At 60.1% G+C, this 22003-nt stretch carries 19 protein-coding genes; 16 read left to right on the top strand and 3 right to left on the bottom strand.

Annotation, left to right across the window (positions count from 1 at the left end; genetic code table 11):
* Positions 1-88: 88 nt before the first annotated feature.
* From aroA to QEV83_RS02760, 16 genes are all read left to right on the top strand, one after another.
* Positions 89-1423 carry a 3-phosphoshikimate 1-carboxyvinyltransferase gene (gene aroA, locus QEV83_RS02835; RefSeq protein WP_280129775.1) on the top strand — a complete coding sequence of 445 codons (1335 nt, stop codon included), beginning with the start codon at positions 89-91 and terminating at the stop codon, positions 1421-1423.
* The gene (gene cmk, locus QEV83_RS02830) at positions 1420-2058 is read left to right on the top strand and encodes a (d)CMP kinase (RefSeq protein ID WP_280129774.1); all 639 of its coding nucleotides are present in this window, start codon (positions 1420-1422) and stop codon (positions 2056-2058) included. Before aroA ends, cmk begins: the two co-directional genes overlap by 4 nt.
* 337 nt (positions 2059-2395) lie before the next feature.
* Positions 2396-3970, top strand: coding sequence for a hypothetical protein (locus QEV83_RS02825; RefSeq protein WP_280129773.1), 1575 nt, complete (start codon positions 2396-2398; stop codon positions 3968-3970).
* A 133-nt stretch (positions 3971-4103) separates the two neighbouring features.
* On the top strand, positions 4104-4835 hold the full coding sequence (locus QEV83_RS02820) for a hypothetical protein (protein WP_280129772.1): 732 nt from the start codon (positions 4104-4106) through the stop codon (positions 4833-4835).
* Between the two features lie 90 nt (positions 4836-4925).
* Positions 4926-5348, top strand: a complete 423-nt coding sequence (locus tag QEV83_RS02815) for a hypothetical protein (protein ID WP_280129771.1) — start codon at positions 4926-4928, stop codon at positions 5346-5348.
* Positions 5349-5593: 245 nt separating this feature from the next.
* Complete coding sequence (locus QEV83_RS02810; RefSeq protein ID WP_280129770.1) at positions 5594-6040, top strand: PIN domain-containing protein; 447 nt, start codon at positions 5594-5596, stop codon at positions 6038-6040.
* A gap of 12 nt (positions 6041-6052) precedes the next feature.
* Positions 6053-7150, top strand: coding sequence for a redox-regulated ATPase YchF (ychF, locus tag QEV83_RS02805; protein WP_280129769.1), 1098 nt, complete (start codon positions 6053-6055; stop codon positions 7148-7150).
* Positions 7151-7191: 41 nt separating this feature from the next.
* Positions 7192-7851 carry a 5,6-dimethylbenzimidazole synthase gene (gene bluB / locus QEV83_RS02800; RefSeq protein ID WP_280129768.1) on the top strand — a complete coding sequence of 220 codons (660 nt, stop codon included), beginning with the start codon at positions 7192-7194 and terminating at the stop codon, positions 7849-7851.
* An 81-nt stretch (positions 7852-7932) separates the two neighbouring features.
* Positions 7933-9888, top strand: a complete 1956-nt coding sequence (dnaG, locus tag QEV83_RS02795) for a DNA primase (RefSeq protein ID WP_280129767.1) — start codon at positions 7933-7935, stop codon at positions 9886-9888.
* Positions 9889-10108: 220 nt separating this feature from the next.
* Positions 10109-12172 (top strand): RNA polymerase sigma factor RpoD, encoded by a 2064-nt coding sequence (gene rpoD / locus QEV83_RS02790; RefSeq protein ID WP_280129766.1) that lies wholly within the window; start codon positions 10109-10111, stop codon positions 12170-12172.
* A 268-nt stretch (positions 12173-12440) separates the two neighbouring features.
* Entirely contained in the window at positions 12441-14201 is a 1761-nt protein-coding gene (locus tag QEV83_RS02785; RefSeq protein ID WP_280129765.1) for an acetolactate synthase 3 large subunit, read from the top strand.
* Positions 14202-14205: 4 nt separating this feature from the next.
* On the top strand, positions 14206-14757 hold the full coding sequence (gene ilvN, locus QEV83_RS02780) for an acetolactate synthase small subunit (RefSeq protein ID WP_280129764.1): 552 nt from the start codon (positions 14206-14208) through the stop codon (positions 14755-14757).
* Between the two features lie 83 nt (positions 14758-14840).
* Complete coding sequence (locus tag QEV83_RS02775; RefSeq protein WP_280129763.1) at positions 14841-15113, top strand: AbrB/MazE/SpoVT family DNA-binding domain-containing protein; 273 nt, start codon at positions 14841-14843, stop codon at positions 15111-15113.
* A complete protein-coding gene (locus QEV83_RS02770; protein WP_280129762.1) occupies positions 15083-15460 on the top strand; it encodes a type II toxin-antitoxin system PemK/MazF family toxin in 378 nt (125 codons plus the stop codon). The genes QEV83_RS02775 and QEV83_RS02770 overlap by 31 nt, the downstream gene beginning before the upstream one ends.
* 149 nt (positions 15461-15609) lie before the next feature.
* Positions 15610-16629, top strand: a complete 1020-nt coding sequence (gene ilvC, locus QEV83_RS02765; protein WP_280129761.1) for a ketol-acid reductoisomerase — start codon at positions 15610-15612, stop codon at positions 16627-16629.
* Between the two features lie 55 nt (positions 16630-16684).
* On the top strand, positions 16685-17635 hold the full coding sequence (locus QEV83_RS02760; protein ID WP_280129760.1) for a cation diffusion facilitator family transporter: 951 nt from the start codon (positions 16685-16687) through the stop codon (positions 17633-17635).
* 31 nt (positions 17636-17666) lie between these two features.
* On the opposite strand, the gene QEV83_RS02755 is transcribed toward QEV83_RS02760, so the two are convergent.
* The 3 genes from QEV83_RS02755 to QEV83_RS02745 form a co-directional block, all read right to left on the bottom strand.
* The gene (locus tag QEV83_RS02755) at positions 17667-19430 is read right to left on the bottom strand and encodes a hypothetical protein (RefSeq protein ID WP_280129759.1); all 1764 of its coding nucleotides are present in this window, start codon (positions 19428-19430) and stop codon (positions 17667-17669) included.
* A 118-nt stretch (positions 19431-19548) separates the two neighbouring features.
* Positions 19549-20100: a carboxymuconolactone decarboxylase family protein gene (locus tag QEV83_RS02750; protein ID WP_280129758.1), complete on the bottom strand. Its 552-nt coding sequence runs from the start codon at positions 20098-20100 to the stop codon at positions 19549-19551.
* Between the two features lie 9 nt (positions 20101-20109).
* Positions 20110-21834 carry a thiamine pyrophosphate-binding protein gene (locus tag QEV83_RS02745; protein ID WP_280129757.1) on the bottom strand — a complete coding sequence of 575 codons (1725 nt, stop codon included), beginning with the start codon at positions 21832-21834 and terminating at the stop codon, positions 20110-20112.
* Positions 21835-22003 lie beyond the last annotated feature (169 nt).

Here is a 22003-nt window from a genome sequence, read left to right as displayed (position 1 = left end):
CCCCGCCACCATGGTACCAAAAGCGCGAAAGCGGCCGGAACCGGGGGATGAGCTTGTTTATGCACGATTATTCGCATTGGGGGCTCCCATGGAGGCGTTAGCGCCGGCCCTCCAGGCGCGGGCTGCGGGGCCATTGCGCGGAAGAGTCAAACCGCCGGGGGACAAGTCGATTTCGCATCGCGCCCTGATTCTCGGGCTTCTCTGCATAGGCGAGACCAAAATCGAGGGCCTGCTCGAAGGCGACGACGTTCTTCGCACTGCCGCCGCCTGCGCGGCGCTTGGCGCCAAGGTGGAACGGCTTGGTGAGGGGCACTGGCGCGTGCAGGGCTGCGGCATCGGCTCGCTGCTCGCGCCGCGCGAACCCCTCGATTTCGGCAATTCGGGTACTGGCATGCGCTTGATGATGGGCGTCGCCGGCGGCCATGCGATCACCGCTTGTTTCGATGGCGATGCGTCCTTGCGCAAACGCCCCATGCGGCGGATTCTCGATCCGCTTTGCCTGATGGGCGCCGAGGTCTTGTCGCAGTCGGAGGGTGGCCGCTGCCCGGTCGTTCTGAAGGGCACGAGCGAGCCGCTGCCCATCGAATTTTCGCCGCCGGTCGCTTCGGCGCAGATCAAATCGGCGGTGCTGCTCGCCGGTCTCAACTCGCCGGGCCGTACTGTGGTGATCGAGGCGTCGGCCACCCGCGATCACACCGAGCGCATGCTGAAGCATTTTGGCGCGTCCCTTTCCGTCGAGCCTTTCGGGGATCATGGAAAAAAGATCAGTCTCGAGGGGCGTCCCGAATTACGCCCGGCGCATGTGATGGTGCCGTCGGATCCGTCCTCCGCCGCGTTTTCCTTGGTCGCCGCGACGATTGTGCCGGGGTCCGACATCATCATCGAAGGCATGATGATGAATCCCTTGCGCATAGGTCTTCTTACGACATTGCTCGACATGGGCGCCGACATCGAAATCCTCGATCGCCGCGACGAAGGCGGTGAGGAGGTCGCGGATCTGCGCGTGCGTGCGGCGCCTTTGAGAGGCGTGGATGTGCCGGAGTCACGGGCGCCTTCGATGATCGACGAATATCCGATCCTCGCGGTCGCCGCCGCCTTTGCCTCGGGCGAGACGCGTATGCGTGGCCTTGCCGAATTGAGGGTCAAGGAATCCGACCGCCTCGCAGCGGTGGCGGAGGGCTTGCGCGAGGCGGGGGTTTCCAATCACATCGTCGATGACGATCTGATCGTCGAGGGCCGTGCGGGCGATGTCGAAGGCGGCGGCATGGTCGCAACCCATCTCGACCACCGCATCGCGATGAGTTTTCTGTGTCTTGGCCTTGCCTCGCGCAGGTCGATGGGGATCGACGATTCGAGCATGATCGCGACGAGCTTTCCAAAATTTCAAAGTCTCATGGAGCAGCTGGGGGCGCGCTTTTCATGATCATCGCCATCGATGGCCCGGCGGCGTCTGGGAAGGGCACGCTGGCGCGCAATCTGGCGCGGCATTTTGATTTGCCGCATCTCGACACGGGGCTCCTGTACCGGGCCACCGCGCGGGCGCTGATGGAGCAGGGCCGCAACCTTGCCGACAAAGCCGCCGCGATCGCCGCCGCGCGGGGGTTGGCGCTGACCGATTTCGATGAAGCATCGCTGCGCGGGCGCGAGATGGCGGAAGCGGCGTCGATCGTCGCGGCGATCCCGGAGGTGCGCGCAGCGCTTGTCGAATTGCAGCGCGCCTTCGCCCGGCGGCCTGGAGGCGCGGTGCTCGATGGCCGCGACATCGGCACCGTGATTTGCCCGGAAGCCTGCACGAAAATATTTGTCACCGCGAGCGCTGAGGCGCGGGCCACGCGCCGCGCCTTGGAATTGAGCGCGCAAGGCGGACGCACGGATTACGCCGCCGTGTTGGAAGAAATCTTGCGGCGCGACGCACGCGACAAAAACCGCGCCACGGCGCCCTTGGTTCCGGCCAAGGACGCCATCGTCCTCGATACGACGGCGCTGGACGCGCAGGCCGCCTTCAAGGCCGCGCTCGCCATCGTGCAAGGCACGCGGAGTGTCGCCGCGCGAGGGTAGCCGGAATGTCCGATTTGACGTGCCAATCGTACCAAAACGTTTCACGTGAAACACTTTGGTACGATGGCACCAAAAAAAATCGCAACCGCGCGGACAGCGGCCTCTCCTATGTCAAGTACGATCCACTTTGAAGATGTAAGATCGGGGGTTTTCGCGGGAAATTAAGTGAGGATCTCTTGCTGAATCTTGGCCGGGACGCCATGCTACGCGCAGCGAAATGTTTTCGTAGGAGAGGCTGCTGGCCAAGATAAGCGATCGCGACGACTGGGTCTCGTGGCGACAAAAACAGCCGCATGATGTCGTGGTGGCGCTCGCCGCGCGCGCGGCTTTGCGCCTCTTGCCTTTTGTGCAGGAGACATTGCGCTACAAACCAACTGATATCGCTCTACCTGTATTTAGCGCGTTGGCTTTTGCATGGACTGTGGCAAGATATTCCATCTCAACCAAGGGATACGCCGGGCCGCCGGTCAACCTCGGCGCATTTGGCAGCGCGTCATCTATCGCAAGAAGCGCTGGCATGGCCGCCCAAGCTGCCCGTGTTAGTGTTTCTAAACCATCTCTTGCTGATGAGGTCTTTTACTGTGCTGAGGACATCTTTGCCTTAGCGAAGGCTGCTATCTCGACCACAGGTGTCATGGTTAGCGAGGGAATAGTCACCAATGCAGAACTCGATTTTTGGTCAGCCGTATCCTCAGATGCGACGGGCGTAGAAAGGGGCGCGACAGCGTCCGACATCGCCGGTTCGCCGCTATGGCCGCTGCATCTGGTTGGGCCGGAACCTCTCATGTCATTATGGCAAGATATGGAAGCTGCGCTTCTCGCCGCGAAGCAGGACTGGGGCGTCTGGACCAATTGGTACCGTGACCGTCTTAATGGAAATGTAAAGGACGATGAATGCGAACTCGCTTATGTGCGCATCGACGCCGCCCTATGGAAGCAAGGCCCTGCAGCTGTTAACGCCGAGATCTTACGGCTGGCAGTAGAGCAAGATCCACCACCGGAACCCTCACCCGTACAGGACGAGCCTTTTCCCAATATTAAGAACAGAAAGGAATTGGAGGTGTGGCTGCGAACGCGGCCGTCTGAGGTGGCGACTGCTTTCACTGTGCGGATAGCCTTGCGTGTTCTACCGGTTGTTCAGTCGGTTCAACGCCGAAATTCCGACCCGGAATTCTTCGCCGATGTCATGTTGCGGGTCTTCCGCATGGCAGGTGCCTCCTGGGCTGTAGCCAGATTTCCAGGCCGGCTAAGCGGTTCAAATCCCTACGACGCTGCCAATTTTGGCGGCGGCTTAACGATGCAAACCGGTGTTTTCGCAATTGATGACGCGGTCCCTGCCATCGAAGCCGCCATCACAGCTGCCCAGACAACCTCAGGTTCCGCCTATGGGGGGGCCGACGATGTCGAATTTGCCTCCTACGCTTGCAGCCGAGCCATGCTCGCCTTCGACAACGGCGATATTCCCATCATCGCAGCGGACGCGTTTTGGTTTGCGGTTTCCATCGATGCTCGTCGTATCGAGGAGGACATTGCAGCTTCCGTAATGGCGGGTACAGAACTATGGCCTAAGGGTCCACCGCCTATGAGCCAGGGCCAGCCAGCACAACTACGGTCTTTGTGGCTAGAAATGAAAGAAACGCTCCTACGCACTGATCAAGACTGGGAAGTCTGGACAGATTGGTACGAGGATCGTCTCAAGGGCCACCACCGAAAAGAAGAACGCGAACTCGTCTATGTCAAGATCGACGAAGCCCTTTGGAGCCAAGGACCGGCTGCCGTCAACGCTGCGATCAAAAAAGGGCTGGCCGATCGGACTGGAGCCCTTGCCGCCACAGAGGCGCCGGATATAGCCGCGCTTACTAGCGAAGTGGCCTGGGCAGGCCTCCCCCCCCGCCGCGAGTACAGCAATTAGCTCGTCGCGGTCTGCACTGAGTGTCGAGGAGCCTACGCAGCCCGCTCCGATTGAAAACGTTCCCTCTGCGGTTTCTTTCGGATGGACATCAAAAGCTACGATCACCGTTGTCGCTTCTCCAGAAAATTGGCCGGTGTTTCCGTTCAAAGGCGGTGAGCAAGATCACAAGAATAGGCTCGAAGCTTGCCGGGTTCTAGCAACCGATACCGCACGATTGCTTAGAAGTGGAAGATGGAATGCACGAATCGATTATGCGGAAACGCTTGATCTATACGTCGCATATCTTCCGCTTCAACTTCAAGATGGAAATTTTCTTCTGGCGGATGCCGAGGCTCGTATCATCCGTTCAATGTTTGCCGGCGACTTGGACATGCTTCCAGTGCCTTTCGCCGCAAAACTCAAGGTTCTTCTCGAACAACATATCGGGCTTCGTGCCTATTATCCCGCAACGGAAGATTTCTACGAGTCCGTGCGCAGTGGGCATTTGGAAGCCCCACTGCCAATGGATGCGATTGAAAATATTATTAAGGTTGTGGAGGATAATACTCCTACACTGTTCGAGCCAAGTGTCTCAGAATCGCTCGGTGCTATCGCACAGCCTCTTCCCCCAGGCTCGACCATTGATACAGACGCAGCAAGTTTCAACACTGCGCCGCCATCGCCGCCTCCTGACCCACTCGGCCCTCTCGATCCCGTTCGGGAATGGCGCTTTATTGTGGCTAGCGGCACCAACGCACTTTGGAAAGCGGTAAAATTTGGCCCGACTGCCTACGCAGGCTACGAAGGTTGGTCAAAGATTATAGAGACCTTGGGACCTCATGTGGCGCCTATTATCACATGGCTGAGGGGGCACCTCGGTCTGTAGTCCAGTGAAGGGTTCATCTCGGCCTTTTGGCCGTCCTTGACTTCAAAACCCCTTCACGCTTGACGGCGGCCGTTCGGTTTAAGGCAAGCTTTGCCTGCGGCGCTTCGGACTTTCTTTTGCGGCGTTGAAATCGCCGCTGGCGGCGGCACGCCTTTTGGCGATATGACGAAGCACAATTTTGCATGGGTGGACGCGGGGCAAATCATGGAATTCTTTTCTCGTTTTGGATATTTGGTCGCCGTTTTCTTTCTCGTGGCCGTATTCATCGCGGGGGGCGTCGGCACCGCATTCCATCTGAGCCGGGAAACAACCAGCGTTTTATTGTTTTTGTTCTGGGGGCCGCCTTGCGTCTACTATGGCCGGACCCTCGATCATCCCGGAAAAAAGAGCATGTTCTTCGGGCTCCCGCTGGAATATTGGGGCTACGGCCTCTTCGCCTTCGGAGTCATCGACATGTTTCTAAACTGGGGCAAATTTTCGGGCGACTTTTTCAGAACACATCTCGGAGCTTGACACAGAACCTGTGTCACACGATATCCGTGTCATGAAAAATGTCACCATCACATTGCCCGAGGATGTCGCCGAATGGCTGCGGATCGAGGCCGCCAAGGCGGGATCAAGCATGTCGGCTTTTGTGAGCGCTCTCTTGGAAACCCGCATGGGGCGCGGCAAGGATCAGATCGCCGGTCTCGAAGTGTTCTTGAGCGGTCCGGGGTTTCCTGGGCTTTCCGCTGGTTTGCCCAAACGGGACGAGCTTTATGACCGCGCGGCTCTTGATCGACACGAACATTCTGATTTACGCCCTCGATCCGGCCGATCCCGTGAAGCGCGGCACGGCGGCGAATGTGCTGAGACAGGCGATCGCCAGCCATACCTTGGCCCTGAGCCCGCAAAATCTAAATGAATGTTATCAGGTTCTCACCCAGCGGCGGCGGCTCGTGCCCTTGGATGCGGCGCGAAGCTATTTGACGCATCTCATGCCATGGTGCATCGCTCCCCTCGATGCGAAAACGACAGCAAAGGCGTGGGCGGTTCAGGACGAAGCGGGCCTTGAATGGTGGGATGCCTTGCTGGTCGCCTCGGCTCTCATGGCGGGCTGCAAGCTGTTCATTTCCGAGGACCTCCAAGACGGCCGTGTGATTTCCGGCATGCGGATCGCCAATCCCTTCAACCCCGAATTTTCCAAACGCCTCGCGGCACCATAAGGCAATCTCACCATGGGTTTCAAATGCGGCATCGTCGGTCTGCCCAATGTCGGCAAATCGACTCTCTTCAATGCGCTGACGCAGACGGCGGCGGCGCAGGCGGCGAACTATCCTTTTTGCACCATCGAGCCGAATGTCGGCGATGTCGCGGTGCCGGACGCGCGGCTTGAAACACTCACCAAAATTGCCGGCTCCAAGGAGATCATTCCGACGCGGCTGACCTTTGTCGATATTGCGGGCCTGGTGCGCGGCGCCTCGAAGGGGGAGGGGCTCGGCAATCAGTTTTTGGCGAATATCCGCGAATGCGACGCGATTGCCCATATCGTCCGCTGCTTCGAGGATAGCGACATCACCCATGTCGAAGGCAAGATTTCGCCCATCGATGATATCGAGACGATCGAAACCGAATTGATGCTCGCCGATCTCGAAAGCTTGGAGAAGCGGGCGAGCGCCTGGGAAAAGAAAGCCAAGGGCAGCGACAAGGAAGCCAAGGAGCTGCTTGACCTTGCGACGCGCTGTCTTGTCCTGCTGCGGGAGGGCAAACCGGCGCGGCTCGCGCAAGTCAAACCCGAGGAGCAAAAGCTCTTTGACGGTCTCGGGCTGCTGTCGTCGAAGCCGGTGCTCTATGTCTGCAATGTCGAGGAAGCCGCCGCCGCCGACGGCAATAAGTTCTCCAAAGCCGTGCAGGGGCGAGCGGCGGAAGAAGGCGCGAGCGCGGTGATCGTGTCAGCGAAGATCGAGAGCGAGATCGCGGTCCTGGCCGAGGAGGAGCGCAAGGACTATCTCGAAGCCGTGGGTCTCAAGGAGCCGGGGCTCAACCGTGTCATCCGGGCGGGCTATGGGCTGTTGCGGCTGATCACATTTTTCACGGTGGGGCCGAAGGAAGCGCGCGCCTGGACGATCCCGCAAGGCACCAGGGCGCCGCAAGCGGCGGGCGTGATCCACACCGATTTCGAAAAGGGATTTATCCGCTCCGAGACCATCTCCTACGCGGATTATGTGGCCTGCAACGGTGAGGCCGGGGCGCGCGAGGCGGGCAAATTCCGCCTTGAGGGGAAAGAGTATAGTGTCGAGGACGGCGACGTGCTGCATTTCCGCTTCGCGAACTGAGCGGATGCTTTAAGAAAAGAAACTTTTCAGCGGAGGCGGCGGTGCAGCGCGGGGCAGGGCAGGGCGATCCGCCGCAATTCGACGAAGTTTTTCGCGCCCGCTTGGCTGACCTTTTCGCATGGCGGCGGGACGTGCGCCGTTTCAAGCCGGACCTTGTGGAGCCGTCGATCATTGAGGCGCTGGTGCGCACGGCGGCCCGCGGCCCATCGGTCGGCAACAGCCAGCCCTGGCGCTTCGTCAGCGTCGAAACGCCGTCCGCGCGGAACGTGGTGCTGGCCAATTTCCAAGCCTGCAACGCGGCGGCGCTGGCCTGCTATGAAGGGGAGCGGGCGGCGCGCTATGCCAATCTCAAACTCTCGGGGCTGCGCGAAGCGCCTGTCCACCTCGCGGTCTTCTGCGACCATGCGACGGACGCAGGCGCCGGCCTTGGCCGCAAAACCATGCCGGAGATGCTGGACTATTCCGTGGTTGCGGCGGTGCACACCTTATGGCTCGCGGCGCGGGCCGAAGGTCTTGGCGTCGGCTGGGTCTCCATCCTCGATCCCGTGGAGGTTTGCCGCGCCCTCGCGGTTCCGCCAGCCTGGAAGCTTGTCGCATACCTTTGCGTGGGGCGGCCGCTGGAGGAGCATCTCGATCCAGAGCTTGAGCGCCACGATTGGCAAGCGCATATCGCCGAGAATGACCAGCTGCATCACAGATGACGTCCGGCCTGCCTGTGAATTGGCGGGATAAGTATGATAGTTCTTTACGGTTCGCCGCGCCTTTGATTCGGTGGTGCGACCATGCGATTTCCGCCGTCCTTTCTCGATGAGATCAAAGCCCGGCTTCCGGTATCGGAGGTTGTGCGCCACCGCGTCAAATTGTTAAGGGCAGGGCGGGAATGGAAGGGCCTCTCCCCCTTCAACTCCGAAAAGACACCCTCGTTCTTCGTTAATGACCAGAAAATGGCCTGGTTTGATCATTCGGCCGGCAAAAATGGCAATATCTTCGATTTTCTGATGGAAACCGAGGGGCTGAGTTTTCCGGAGGCGGTCAAACAGCTTGCCCATGAGGCGGGGCTCGCCCTGCCGCGCGTTTCGCCTGAGGCCGAGGCGGAAGAGAAAGCCCGCACAAGCCTGCATGAAGTGTTGGCGCTCGCGGCGGCGTATTTTTGCACGCAACTTGCTGGAGGGCACGGGAGCGCCGCCCGCGCTTATCTCGCCGGGCGCGGCCTCGATTCCGAAACGCAGGGCCGGTTTCAGCTGGGCTACGCCTTGCCGGAAAAATATGCCTTGCGGGATGCCCTCGCGGCCCGGGGAATCCCCGTGCCAGCGATGATCGAGGCCGGGCTTTTGATCCATGGCGAGGAGATCGCGGTCCCCTATGACCGTTTCCGCGACCGCATCATGTTTCCGATCCATGATGCGGGCGGCAAGGTCATCGCCTTTGGCGGCCGGGCGCTCGCCAAGGACGCCCAGGCAAAATATCTCAATTCGCCGGAAACGGCGCTCTTCCACAAAGGCGCCATCCTTTTTAATCATCATCGCGCCCGCAAGGCCGCGCATGATGGAACGCCTCTCATTGTTGTCGAGGGCTATATCGATGTGATTGCGATGGCATCGGTGGGGTTTGAAGCCACGGTCGCGCCGCTTGGCACCGCCTTGAGCGCCGAGCAATGCGAACTTTTATGGAAAATGGCGGAAGAGCCCGTGCTTTGTTTCGATGGCGACCGGGCGGGCCGCAAGGCCGCATACCGGGCCATCGACATGGCGCTGCCGCTGATCGGGCCGGGCCGGTCTTTGAGCTTCGCGCTTTTGCCCGAAGGCGAAGATCCGGATGATCTCGCCCGCGCGGGGGGGCGTGAGGCGGTTTCGCAGCTGCTGGCCCAGGCACAGCCGCTCGCGGATTTGATCTGGATCCGGGAGACCGAAAACAAAATCTTCGCGACACCCGAACGCCGCGCCGGGCTCGAGCGGCGTTTTGGCGAGATCGTCCGGGACATCAGGGACGAGACGCTGCACCGCTATTATCAGGCGGAATTCAAGGCGCGCCTGCCGCGGTTGTTTGGCCGGCCGTTCTTTACGAGAGACCCCTCCCGCCCGTTCAGGGGGGCCGCCAGGACCCCCGGATCCAGACCCTCCTGGCAAAGGGTTGGCGGGCTCCAAACCGATTTGACTCTCCCGCCGCAGGTGAGCCGAAATCTCATGACCTCCCCCTTGTTCCGGCCTGGACAGTCGCGCCTTCCAGCGCGTGAAGGATTGATTTTATTGCTTCTTCTCAGTCACCCGGGACTGATTGGCTCATATGTCGAGGATTTGGCCGAGATTGGTTTTTCCAGCTCCGAAGCGGGAGCTTTGCGCGATGCGCTCATTGCCTACTCTTCGTCGGCGGCCGCCGGGGAGGGCCAGCCGGGCGACGCTGCGGCAAGCCTTCGCAGTGCCGTAGAGCATCAGGGTTTCGCGCCTGTTCTGCGAAAGCTGGACGCCATGGCGGCGCATGCATCGCACTGGTATCTCAAACCCGAGGCCGCCGAGGCTGACGCCGGGGAGGTTTTGAAGCAAGCCTTAAGCTTGCATCGCCGCGCCAGGGCGTTACATAAGGAGTTGCAATTGGCGGAATTGGCGCTAGGTAAGGATTCCAGCGAAGCTAATCTCGGCCGTCTCAAGGATATTCAGGCGCAATTGTCGGCACTCGGGGGGATCGAGGCCGCGATAGATGGTTTTGGCGTTCAATCTGGTCGGCCTGGCGGGTCATTATAAGTGTGTGCGGGCCAACCGGCGGCGTTGAAAGCCTGATCGCGGTGCGGGATTGTGGATGATAAACGGTTGCAGCACGTCGCGAAGGAAAGTCTTTTACCGGCCAGGAGTGGCGATCATTCGTGGCGGTCAGTCATTAACTCATAGTGGCAGATTAACCGGCAAGGTTCGTGACCGGTAAACTTCCGGCAAATACATAAATCCTCGAATTTGGAGGCCATTGATGGCGAAAAAGGACAGTGAGACAACCGAGGCGGAGCGCGGCACGGTCGAAGTCGCCGACGGCCCTTTGCTCGATCTCACCGATGCCGCCGTCAAGCGGATGATCAAGCTCGCCAAAAAGCGGGGCTTTGTCACCTATGCCGAATTGAATGCCGTGCTTCCGTCGGAGGAAGTGAATTCCGAGCAGATCGAAGATATTTTGTCGATGCTGAATGAAATGGGCATCAACGTCGTCGAGAACGAAGAGCAGGACGAAGCGGCCGCCGACGAGGCTGGCGAGGAAGAGGAAGAGCCGCAGGGCGGCGATCTGGTCGAGGCCGTGCAGTCCAAGGCGGTTACGACGCGTTCGTCCGAGCCCGCCGATCGCACCGACGATCCCGTCAGGATGTATTTGCGCGAAATGGGTTCGGTCGAACTCCTGTCGCGCGAGGGCGAGATCGCCATTGCCAAGCGCATCGAGGCGGGCCGCGAGGCGATGATCGCCGGGCTCTGCGAGAGCCCGCTGACGTTTCAGGCGATTATTATATGGCGTGACGAACTGAACGAAAGCAAAGTTCTGCTGCGCGACATCATCGATCTTGAAGCGACCTATGCCGGCCCCGATGGTAAGAATACGCCGAAGATCGATATGACGGCGCCGGGCGCCGCCGAGGCGCTCGCCTTGCAGCAGCAGCAACAGCAGGCTCCGGCGATCGCGCCGATCGACCCGCCCGCGCGCCTGCGTCCCGCAGGGGAAGATGGCGGCGACGCGCCAATTCCAGAGGACGCCTTTGACGATGAAGACGACATGGAAAATTCGGTCTCGCTGTCGGCGATGGAAGCCGAACTCAAACCCAAGGTGGTCGATACCTTTGACCGGATCGCCGGGACCTATAAGAAGCTCCGGCGTCTGCAGGATCAGAACGTCGTCAACAAATTGAAGAATGAAACGCTGACCCCGTCGCAGGAGCGCAAGTACAAAGCGCTCAAGAAGGAAATCGTTGTCGATGTCAAATCGCTCTCCCTCAATCCGAACCGGATCGAGGCGCTGGTCGATCAGCTTTACGACATCAACCGGCGCTTGATCGGGCTTGAGACGAAGCTGTTGCGCCTCGCCGAAGGCTCAGGGGTCACTCGCGAGGATTTTCTCAAAAATTATCAGAACTCCGAGCTCGACCCGAAATGGCTTTTGCGGGTGTCAAAACTCGGCGGCCGTGGCTGGAAGGATTTCGTCGCCCGGGCGAAGGAGCAGATCAAGGATCTCCTGTCGGAAATTCATAACCTCGCCACCGAGACTGGGCTTGAGATTCAGGAATTCCGCCGGATCGTTCATCTCGTGCAAAAAGGCGAGCGGGAAGCGCGGCAGGCCAAGAAGGAAATGGTGGAGGCGAACCTGCGCCTTGTCATCTCGATCGCCAAGAAATACACCAATCGCGGTTTGCAATTCCTGGATTTGATTCAGGAAGGCAATATCGGCTTGATGAAAGCCGTCGATAAATTCGAGTACCGGCGCGGCTATAAATTCTCGACCTATGCCACTTGGTGGATACGGCAGGCGATCACCCGCAGTATCGCCGATCAAGCAAGAACGATCCGCATTCCGGTGCATATGATCGAGACGATCAACAAGATCGTGCGCACGTCGCGGCAGATGCTGCATGAGATTGGCCGGGAGCCAACTCCCGAGGAGCTTGCGGAAAAGCTTGCCATGCCGCTCGAAAAAGTGCGCAAAGTGCTCAAGATCGCCAAGGAGCCGATTTCGCTCGAAACCCCAATCGGCGACGAGGAAGATTCACATCTCGGCGATTTCATCGAGGACAAAAACGCCATTCTGCCGATCGACGCGGCGATCCAGTCGAATCTGCGCGAGACGACGACACGGGTGCTCGCCTCGTTGACGGCACGCGAGGAACGCGTGCTGCGGATGCGGTTTGGAATCGGCATGAACACCGATCACACGCTTGAGGAAGTTGGCCAGCAGTTCTCGGTGACCCGCGAGCGTATCCGCCAGATCGAAGCCAAGGCGCTGCGCAAGCTGAAACATCCGTCGCGCTCGCGGAAGCTGCGAAGCTTTTTGGACAATTGAGAAGGCACACCGCCGGGCCCCGCCCACATCGCGGGGCTCGAGGTTTTCGCGCTTGACCCTCGCGCCAGCTTCGGCTAGCTATTCAAAACGTCAAAGCGACGGGAGAGTCTTTTGACCAAGCTTATCGTAGACTGCGCGCTGGAGAAGGGCCGGAATTAACTTCCGCAGCCTCGACTGGCGCATATCCGAGGCCCTCAGGGGCCTTTTTTATTGCCCAAATGCTGGAAATCGCGAACACTCTCTCTCGCGGGGAGCCTTGGAGCCAACGATGACCAATGTGATGAGCGGCGCGGAGATGGTTGTCCGCGCGTTGCGGGATCAGGGAGTCGACACGATTTTCGGCTATCCGGGCGGCGCCGTCCTGCCGATTTACGATGCCTTGTTTCATCAAAAACACATCAAGCATGTGCTGGTGCGCCACGAACAAGGCGCCGCCCATGCGGCCGAAGGCTTTGCCCGTTCGAGCGGCAAAGCGGGTGTGTTGTTGGTGACCTCGGGGCCTGGCGCCACCAATGCGGTGACCGGTTTGACCGATGCGCTCATGGATTCGATCCCGGTGGTCTGCATCACCGGCCAGGTGCCGACCCATCTCATCGGGTCCGACGCCTTTCAGGAATGCGACACCGTCGGTATCACCCGTCATTGCACCAAGCACAATTACCTCGTCCGCCAGATCGAGGATCTGCCGCGAATTCTGCACGAGGCTTTTTATGTGGCGCAAAACGGGCGTCCGGGTCCGGTCGTGATCGATATTCCCAAGGACGTGCAATTTGCGATCGGCACGTATATCGGGCCGCGCAATATCGAGCACAAGACCTACCGGCCGAAACTCGATGGCGATCTGGACAAGCTCCAGCAGGCCGTCACCCTGATGGCGGCGGCACGGCGGCCGATTTTATATACCGGCGGCGGCGTCATCAACGCCGGCCCCAAGGCCTCGCGGCTGCTGCGCGAACTGGCTGACCTCACGGGGTTTCCGCTCACCTCGACCTTGATGGGGCTCGGCGCTTATCCGGCGTCGGGCAAAAATTGGCTCGGGATGCTTGGCATGCACGGCACCTACGAGGCCAACAATGCGATGCATGATTGCGATTTGATGATCGCCATCGGTGCCCGCTTCGATGATCGTATCACCGGGCGGCTCGACGCTTTCTCGCCTGGCTCGAAGAAGATTCATATCGACATCGATCCCTCCTCGATCAACAAGAATGTGAAGGTCGATCTCGGCATTGTCGGGGATTGCGCGCATGTGCTGCGCCAGCTTCTTGACGCCTGGCGGGCGCGCGACCTTGCACCCGACAAGGCCGCGCTCGCAAAATGGTGGGCGCAAATCGACAAATGGCGGTCACGCAAATCGCTGTCCTTCAAGAACTCGAAGGATGTCATCAAGCCGCAATATGCGGTGCAGCGTCTCTACGAGCTGACGAAGGCGCGCGACACCTATATCACGACGGAAGTCGGCCAGCATCAGATGTGGGCGGCGCAGCACTATCACTTCGAGGCGCCGAACCGCTGGATGACATCGGGTGGCCTCGGCACCATGGGCTACGGGCTTCCGGCGGCGATCGGCGCGCAGATGGCGCATCCCGATGCGCTCGTCATCGACATCGCCGGCGAGGCCTCGATCCTGATGAATATCCAAGAACTCTCGACGGCCGCGCAATACCGCCTGCCGGTCAAGGTCTTCATCCTCAATAATGAATATATGGGGATGGTGCGGCAATGGCAGGAACTCTTGCACGATGGCCGCTATTCCGAGAGCTATTCAGAAGCGCTGCCGGATTTCGTCAAGCTTGCGGACGCGTATGGCGCGCATGGAATCCGCTGTTCGGACCCTGCCAAACTCGATGATGCGATCGTCGAGATGATCGAGACCCCGAACACGGTCATCTTCGATTGCGTCGTCGACAAAACCGAAAATTGCCTGCCGATGATACCGTCCGGCAAGGCGCATAATGAGATGATTCTGCCGGGCCATGACGCGGACCTCGAAGCCGCGATCGATGCCGCCGGCAAGATGCTGGTGTAATGACATGAACGCTCCCGCGCCGCCGCTGTCGCCCTATTCCTCGGCCATCGGTAAACCCAACATCGAAGTGCATACGCTTTCGGTCCTGGTGGATAACGAGCCGGGTGTGCTCGCCCGCGTCGTCGGACTTTTTTCCGGTCGCGGTTACAATATCGAGAGCCTGACGGTCGCCGAAGTGGCGCATGCGGAACATCTCTCGCGCATCACCATCGTCACCTCGGGCACGCCCGAAGCGATCGAGCAAATCGGCCATCAGCTGGAACGGCTGGTGCCGATCCATAAAGTCACGGATCTCACCTTGCGGGGCAATGCGGTCGAGCGCGAACTCGCGATGATCAAGGTCGCCGGCACCGGTCAAGACCGTGACGAGGCCTTGCGGCTTGCCGACGCTTTTCGTGCCCGGGTGATCGATGCCTCCATCGAGAGTTTTGTGTTCGAGCTGACAGGCGCGGTCGGCAAGATCGATCAGTTCATCGAGCTCATGCGGCCGATCGGTCTCGTCGAAGTGTCGCGCACCGGGGTTGCCGCCATGTCGCGCGGCCCAAATCCAACTTAAACCTTGCGCCGATCTCACTGAGAACAACTCCTCGACAATTGGCGCCCATGGATATACATTGTATATCCAATGCGGAGATGATTATGCGTGTGCAGATTGCCAAATGGGGGAATTCCTCGGCCATTCGCTTGCCGAAGCCGCTCGTCGACGAACTGGCACTAAAACCCGGGCAGGAAATCGATCTCACCGTCGAGGGCAAAGAGGTGCGAATGACGCCGGTGAAGCCCCGTTTTGTTTATCGAATTGAGGATTTGGTCGCCGAAATGCGCCGCCTTGCGCCCGATCATGAGCCTCCCATCGAGGATTGGAGCGCCGTGGAAGCTCCTTGGCCCGACGTGCCGCCGCGGGACCCTTGAACGGAGACGTTGCGTTGCTGCGCGCGGGAGACTTGATATGGGTTGATTTCAACCCCGCTTTGGGGCACGAGCAGGCAGGGCGCAGGCCGGCTCTTATCATTTCGGAGGAAGCCTATAATCAGCAATCGTCGTTCATCATCGTTTGTCCGGTCACTCGCAGTTCCAAACTTTGGCCATTCAAACTTGCTTTGGCGGAAGGGTCACCCATTCAAGGACAAATTCTCATCGATCAGATGAAGTCCATTGATAAAAGACGGGTGGTGTCGCCGCCCATCGGAAAGATCGACGGCGAACTGCTAAGTGATGTACGCGGACGTTTGGCGGCCCTTCTTGGTCTTGCCTCGTGATTTGACGGAATGATATTGGCAGGAGCCGCCAAGAGGATCGTTTAACAGAACCTACCCTTTGCCGGAGCCCAGTTGGAACGCTTGCCCAATGGGATCGCCAGCCGGCCACGACGGAAACCGGATTCCCCACGAACAGGACCACGAACACCATGCGCGTTTATTATGATTCCGATGCCGATATCAACCTCATCAAGGCCAAGAAAGTCGCGATCATCGGCTATGGAAGCCAAGGCCATGCTCATGCTCTGAACCTCAAGGATTCGGGCGTCAAGAATGTCTGCGTCGCCTTGCGCCAGGATTCCACTTCGTCCAAGAAGGCCGCCGCGGCCGGACTCGACGTGAAGAGCGTCGCCGACGCGGCCAGATGGGCCGAGGTGGTGATGTTGCTCGCCCCCGACGAATTGCAACGCGACATCTATCGCGACCATCTCGAACACAATCTGCAGCAAGGCGCGGCCTTGATGTTCGCGCATGGCCTCAACATTCATTTCAATTTGATCGAGCCGCGCGGCGATCTCGATGTGTTGATGGTCGCGCCGAAGGGGCCTGGCCACACGGTGCGTTCGGAATATAAACGCGGCGGCGGCGTGCCGTGTCTCGTCGCGGTTGCCCGCAATCCGTCCGGCAATGCGCATGACCTTGCCTTGTCGTATGGGGCGGCGATCGGCGGCGGCCGCGCGGGTCTCATCGAGACGACGTTCCGGGAAGAATGCGAGACGGATTTGTTCGGCGAGCAGGTGGTGCTCTGCGGCGGTCTCGTCGAGCTGATCCGCAACGGGTTCGAAACCCTGGTCGAGGCGGGGTATGCGCCGGAGATGGCCTATTTCGAATGTCTGCATGAGGTCAAGCTCATTGTCGATCTCATCTATGAGGGTGGCATCGCCAATATGAATTATTCGGTTTCGAACACCGCCGAATATGGGGAATATGTCAGCGGTCCGCGGATCGTGACGGAGCAGACCAAAGCCGAGATGAAGCGCGTGTTGGGTGACATTCAATCCGGCAGATTCACCCGCGATTGGATGCTTGAGAACGAAGTCAATCAGACCTCCTTCAAAGCCATGCGGGCAAAATCCGCTTCTCATCAGATCGAGGAAGTCGGCGCGAGGCTGCGCGCGATGATGCCTTGGATCGGCGCCAACAAGCTCGTCGATAAGGACAAGAACTAGAGGTTTCCGAAGGGCCTCGGAGCTTTGTCGCGGGCGGCCGAGGGAAGCAGGACCGATGGCTGAACACGACGATCATGATCACCACGGGCACCATCATGGGACCAGTGCCGGTCATACCCACGCCCCCGCGCCAAAGGATTTCGGGACAGCCTTTGCCATCGGCACGGCCCTTAATCTTGGCTTCGTCATTACCGAAGCGGTCTATGGCCTGCTCGCGAACTCGATGGCTCTGGTTGCCGACGCCGGGCACAACCTCGGGGATGTGCTTGGACTCGTGATGGCATGGACCGCGACGGTGCTGGCCCGGCGGGCGCCCTCGCAAACCTATACCTATGGTCTCCGGCGTGGCACCATTCTGGCCGCGCTTGCCAATGCCATGCTGTTGCTGGTGACGGTGGGCGCGATCGCGGTCGAAGGTGTGCGCCGCCTCATCGAACCCAGCGACGTCGCCAGCGTCACTGTCATGGTGGTTGCAGCCATCGGCGTCGTAATCAATGGCGTGACGGCTTGGCTGTTCGCGTCGGGCCGCAAGGGCGACATCAATGTGCGGGCGGCGTTTGTGCATATGGCCTATGACGCCCTTGTATCGGTCGGCGTTGTGGCGGCGGGCGGGGTGATCTTGCTCACCGGCTGGACGCGGCTCGATCCGCTCGCGAGCCTGGTGATCGCTGGGGTCATTCTGGCGGGCACATGGAGCCTGCTGCGCGACAGCGTCGGCATGTCGCTTGACGCGGTGCCCGCCGGGATCAACCCGGACGAGGTCGATGCGTTTCTCAAGGCACAGCCGGGCGTTGCCGCGATCCACGATCTGCATATTTGGCCGATGAGCACCAGCGACACCGCCTTGACCTGCCATTGCCTGATGCCCGGCGGCCACCCCGGCGACGAATTTCTGGTCCATCTCGCGCACCATCTGCACGAGCGCTTCCACATCGGCCATGTGACGATCCAAGTCGAAGTGGACGAGCATATCGCTTGCGCGCTCGAACCGGCGCACGAGATTTAAGGCCCCTATTTGCGAAGCCGCTAGTGGCGGACTAACCCAAGTCCGTGCGCCGCGCGTTGGTCGGCGTTGGTCCCGCGTGTGACGGACGAACGAGGCCGTAGACGTCCACCCGCCCGTCGTAAGTGGGCACGAATATTTTTCCGTCAGTGACCACAGGCGGGCAGAACTTGCTGAAAAAGAAGTGGTTGCCGGGAATGTGGGTGGAATCCCATAGGAGTTTCAGGCGCGGAGTGCCGTCGGTGTTTTGTATCGGGTCGAGCGCGGTCGCATCATATGCACGCAGGATTCCGGCAACCACATGCTTGTTGGCGTCACCTGAGATTGGCGCCAGCGCCCAGACGATTGCGGTATTGGGCTGCGTGCCGTTTGCGCTGACCGCCAAAAAGCCGCCTGGCATTCCACCCCTGCCTCCCATCCCGGCCGACGCAATTTCCGCACTTTTGGCGAAGAATGTCACCGTGCCTTTCGGATCGACCTTCCAGGCACGAAGACATTCGTTCTCGCCCCAAACGAACAGCATCGGCCCGTGTGTTGGGCTGTGCCAAAAGGCGGGCGTGCCGTGCAGATGATGCGTCTTGCCGTCGAACAAACGATCAAGGTTGTGGACTTGCGCCGCATCGATGCCAAAACCAGGGAAGTAGGTGAAGAAGATCGGCTGCTGCTTCAGGACACCGAAATTCGAGCCGCGTCCCAAACGCTGGGTATCCTTGTCCAGCACATAGAGGACACCATCCTTGCCTGCGCCGACGACAAGCGGCAGGCCGGGCAAAGGCACGGGGCCGCCGGAGCCGAGATCGTAATCTTGAAAATTATCCTCGCCGTTGCGGTTGCGGTCAGCATCCGCGAAGGGCGTGAACCAAGCAACGGCTTCGAGCCGTCCCGCTGCACCCGGAGCCGGGGGCGGGGTGTAGTGCAACTTCACGAGGCTGTCGGCCAAATCACCCGCGGCGGGCCGCGCCGTATTGTTCTGCGCGTCCTCCACGCCGTAATTTCCGGTCATGACATAGACGTCGCCCGATTCGTCTGCCGCCGGTCCCTGGCCGGCCTGCCAGATGCCGCAACCGCTGCCATTCGGCGTCGTGCACCATGCCGCGGTCTGGCGGAAGTCCGCGAGGTCAAAGGCGACTATCCAGCCATGCGCCGGATCATGCTCCTCATGGGTCATGGCGAACGCGACGAACAGCGTTTTTCGAGTCTCGCCGCCGGGGCCTTTGGTGATTGTCAGAAGCAGTGAAGAGCGCTGCTTTTGATGCGATGGGATGAGACTCACCTGAGGCTTGCCCTGCGCTTGCGCATTCGCCGCGATCGTCAAAGGATTATGAACAGGCTGCCCGTTACGAATATCCATTGCATGCAGCTGATGGATCGCACGGGCGACGGTGCCATCCGGGCTGGTCCAGCACACAACATACATCGTGCCGGTGACGCGATCGATTGCGGGCGTGCTGAGGATACCCCAAAGCTGGTTGATGCCAAACAGATCGATTTCGGTACCTTGCGGTTTTATCGGCCGCCCTAGATGGACGGGCTGCGGCCAGAGCGGTTTGCCATCGGCGGCATCGAAAGCCCAGACATTGTTCGCCATCGTGCTGACGTAAACCACGTCATGCCGCTTGCCACCGATGTCGACACCTTTGACGTAAAGGGGTTGCGCCTCGATACGGGGATCGTCGTTCACGTGCAGACTCGTCTGCCGGATCAGGAGATTGTTGCCGACCTTCTGCGGCGTAAGGATTGTCTCCTGCGAATTGGCGCCCGTGCGGGCGGCATCATAGGAGCGTGTGAGCACATCCATGTTCCCCTCCTAAGTTGCGGCAGAGTGAATGGCCCCGCAGCTTCCCCCCTGGAAGCGAGACGGGTACGAACCGCCTCATGGCTCATGCAATTTTCGCTCCCATTCGGTTCCGACAGGGCTACGGCCGCCCTGATGGGGCGCACGGCGGGGGGGTGATGGAAAAGCCTTGGTTGATGGCCGCGAACATCTGATAAAATCCCGAGAGCACCACGATCTCGACCAATCCCTCCGCACCCCATTCAGCAAGGGCTTGCGCTTGCAAATCGTCGGGCACATCCTGCCAAGACATTGTCCTCGCCAGGATCTCGCGCAGCAGTGCGTAAGGCTCTGGAAGCGTCTCCGTGTTTCCCGCGGCGATGCCGTCAACCAGCTCCTGCGACAGCCCGGCGGCGAGCGCGTGTTGCACATGATCGTGCCATTCGAAGGCGGCGCCGGTCGCTCGCGCCACCGTTAGCACGATGAACTGATAGGCGTCGCGTGGCAGCACACCCTCGAATTTCAAAAAGAACCCCAGCTCCTCGATCCGCCGCGCCAATTCGGGGTGATTGAGGAGAGCCATATAGGGGCCGCCGAAGTCCGCGCCGCGCGCCTTGCGCTTCGCCGAGAGCGTCGCAAAAAGCGCCTGTCCTTCGGCTGGGAGTTTTGCGGGGTCAAGCGGCAGAACGCTCATGATTGTCCTCTATTCATGATAGGACCACGCCTTCACCCCCGCCGCGAAATCATAAACGGGTGTCGGGCAATTTTTGTCGGCTTTGATATCGATGAGCACGGGTCCGTTGGCCGCGAGCGCCTTCTGAAAGACTCCTTGGAGGTCCGCCGGATCGGTGACCGTGAAGCCCTGCGCGCCGAGCGAGCGCGCGAACCTCGCCCAGTCATGATCGGGGATGGTCGTGAGTTCGGAGGGCAGGGCACCCAACTGATGGGCGCGCAGCCAGACATTGCCCAGCGCGCCATTGTTTAACACCACATAGATGATCGGCAGCCCGTAGCGCGCAGCGGTTTGCACCTCCAACCCATGCATCAGCATACAGCCATCGCCGGTGATGACGGCAACCCGGCGATCGGGCTGCGCGCATTGAACCCCAACGGCCGCCGGGATCGCCCAGCCCATCGGTCCAAGATTGGTGGCGGAGATATAGGTGCGCGGTTCATAGCTGGACCAATAGTGACCGGCAAAGGCGCGATGCGCGCCGGAATCGACGAGCATGATCCCATCGCGCGGAAAGACCTTGCGCAGGGCCGCCACAGCGGCGGCGGGATGAATGGGTTTTATCGGCCTGTCGCAATTTTCGATATCGTAGAGGCGAGGCTCTTGTTTGATTTTTGCTAGCCATGCTTGGCGTTGCGCGACGCCGGGTAAGAGCGCGGGTTCAAGGGCTGCTGCGCGTTCCTGCATCAGATCGAGAAACCCATGACAGGTGCCAAGCACGGAATGGGCGGGCACGCTATGCGCGGTCAGTTCGTCCATGTCGGTGTTGACATGCAAAATGACGGTCTCCGCATCGGCCTGTTCACGCAGAGTCCAATGCATCGTGTCCCGTTCATTGAAGCCGGAACCCAGAACGATCAGCACGTCGATTTTGCTATCGAGGATTGCTGCTGTCGCGTGACGGGTGCCCGCATAGCCGAAGACGCCAAGCGAGAGCTCATGATCTTCCGGGAACACGCCCTTGGCGCGCAGCGTCGTTGCGACGGGAATCGACCATTGTTCCGCGACGGCCCGCAACGTCGCGGCGCCAACGTCATGCTCGACACCCGCTCCGGCGAGAAAAGCGATTTTTGGTCCGGCCGCTTTGCCGAGCAGGGCCAGCGCCGCCTCGGCCGCCGGTCTGTCCAGAGTTGCGTGGGCCTTGTAATAGGCAGAGACCGGCGCGTACTCCGATGTGCATTCGCCGACGAGCACGTCGCGCGTCAATGACAGATGCACCGGCCCGCGCGGCATCCCCCACATCGCGGTCAGCGCATGCCGAAGCCAGTGGTGGAGGTTGCGGGCGCTGACGATCGTCATCGACATGCGGGTGAGCGGCTTCACGACCGCTGTATCGTTGAGCGTGGCTTGGCTCGCGTCCTGAAATTCACCAAGCCCTTCCATGTCGATGGGGACTTCGCCGCTGAGTGCAAGAATGGGCGAGGAATCGGTCTTCGCGGCGGCGATGGCCGTCGCCATGTTGCAAAGACCCGGCCCGCCGATTCCGAGCACGGCGCCGAAATGGCCGCTCGCGCGGGCGTAGCCATCGGCCATATAAGCGGCGCCACCCTCATGCGCGGCGACGATGGGCTGCAATTGTGACTGCCGCGCCAGGGCCGGAAGAAAAGGATCGACCAACCCGCCCGGCACCAGGAACAGATGAGTCAGCCCTTCCTGCACGAGGGCGTCCAAGATAAAGTCAGCACCCACTGTCATCTGCACCCCTTCATGCGCCCCGGCGCGGCAAATCTGCAATCACGATCGACAAGCATAAGCTCAAAGCTCAGGAACGAGCATGATAATGCCAAGCTCATGGGTTGTCACAAGCTCATCGAGAATGATTTAGGGTCAGGACAGCTTGCCAGAGCCGATGATTTCGCCAAGG

The organism is Methylocapsa sp. D3K7 (assembly GCF_029855125.1).
In the GTDB taxonomy this organism is placed as follows: domain Bacteria; phylum Pseudomonadota; class Alphaproteobacteria; order Rhizobiales; family Beijerinckiaceae; genus Methylocapsa.
This window is presented reverse-complemented; position numbering and strand designations above follow the sequence as displayed.

Excerpts from the sequence above, each read along its gene's own strand:
- aroA (WP_280129775.1), top strand. The coding sequence starts at position 89 with ATGGAGGCGTTAGCGCCGGCCCTCCAGGCGCGGGCTGCGGGGCCATTG.
- QEV83_RS02745 (WP_280129757.1), bottom strand. The coding sequence starts at position 21,834 with ATGACAGTGGGTGCTGACTTTATCTTGGACGCCCTCGTGCAGGAAGGG.
- QEV83_RS02775 (WP_280129763.1), top strand. The coding sequence starts at position 14,841 with ATGCGTGTGCAGATTGCCAAATGGGGGAATTCCTCGGCCATTCGCTTG.
- cmk (WP_280129774.1), top strand. The coding sequence starts at position 1,420 with ATGATCATCGCCATCGATGGCCCGGCGGCGTCTGGGAAGGGCACGCTG.
- QEV83_RS02785 (WP_280129765.1), top strand. The coding sequence starts at position 12,441 with ATGACCAATGTGATGAGCGGCGCGGAGATGGTTGTCCGCGCGTTGCGG.
- QEV83_RS02810 (WP_280129770.1), top strand. The coding sequence starts at position 5,594 with ATGACCGCGCGGCTCTTGATCGACACGAACATTCTGATTTACGCCCTC.
- QEV83_RS02760 (WP_280129760.1), top strand. The coding sequence starts at position 16,685 with ATGGCTGAACACGACGATCATGATCACCACGGGCACCATCATGGGACC.
- ilvN (WP_280129764.1), top strand. The coding sequence starts at position 14,206 with ATGAACGCTCCCGCGCCGCCGCTGTCGCCCTATTCCTCGGCCATCGGT.
- rpoD (WP_280129766.1), top strand. The coding sequence starts at position 10,109 with ATGGCGAAAAAGGACAGTGAGACAACCGAGGCGGAGCGCGGCACGGTC.
- dnaG (WP_280129767.1), top strand. The coding sequence starts at position 7,933 with ATGCGATTTCCGCCGTCCTTTCTCGATGAGATCAAAGCCCGGCTTCCG.
- QEV83_RS02750 (WP_280129758.1), bottom strand. The coding sequence starts at position 20,100 with ATGAGCGTTCTGCCGCTTGACCCCGCAAAACTCCCAGCCGAAGGACAG.
- ilvC (WP_280129761.1), top strand. The coding sequence starts at position 15,610 with ATGCGCGTTTATTATGATTCCGATGCCGATATCAACCTCATCAAGGCC.
- QEV83_RS02755 (WP_280129759.1), bottom strand. The coding sequence starts at position 19,430 with ATGGATGTGCTCACACGCTCCTATGATGCCGCCCGCACGGGCGCCAAT.
- ychF (WP_280129769.1), top strand. The coding sequence starts at position 6,053 with ATGGGTTTCAAATGCGGCATCGTCGGTCTGCCCAATGTCGGCAAATCG.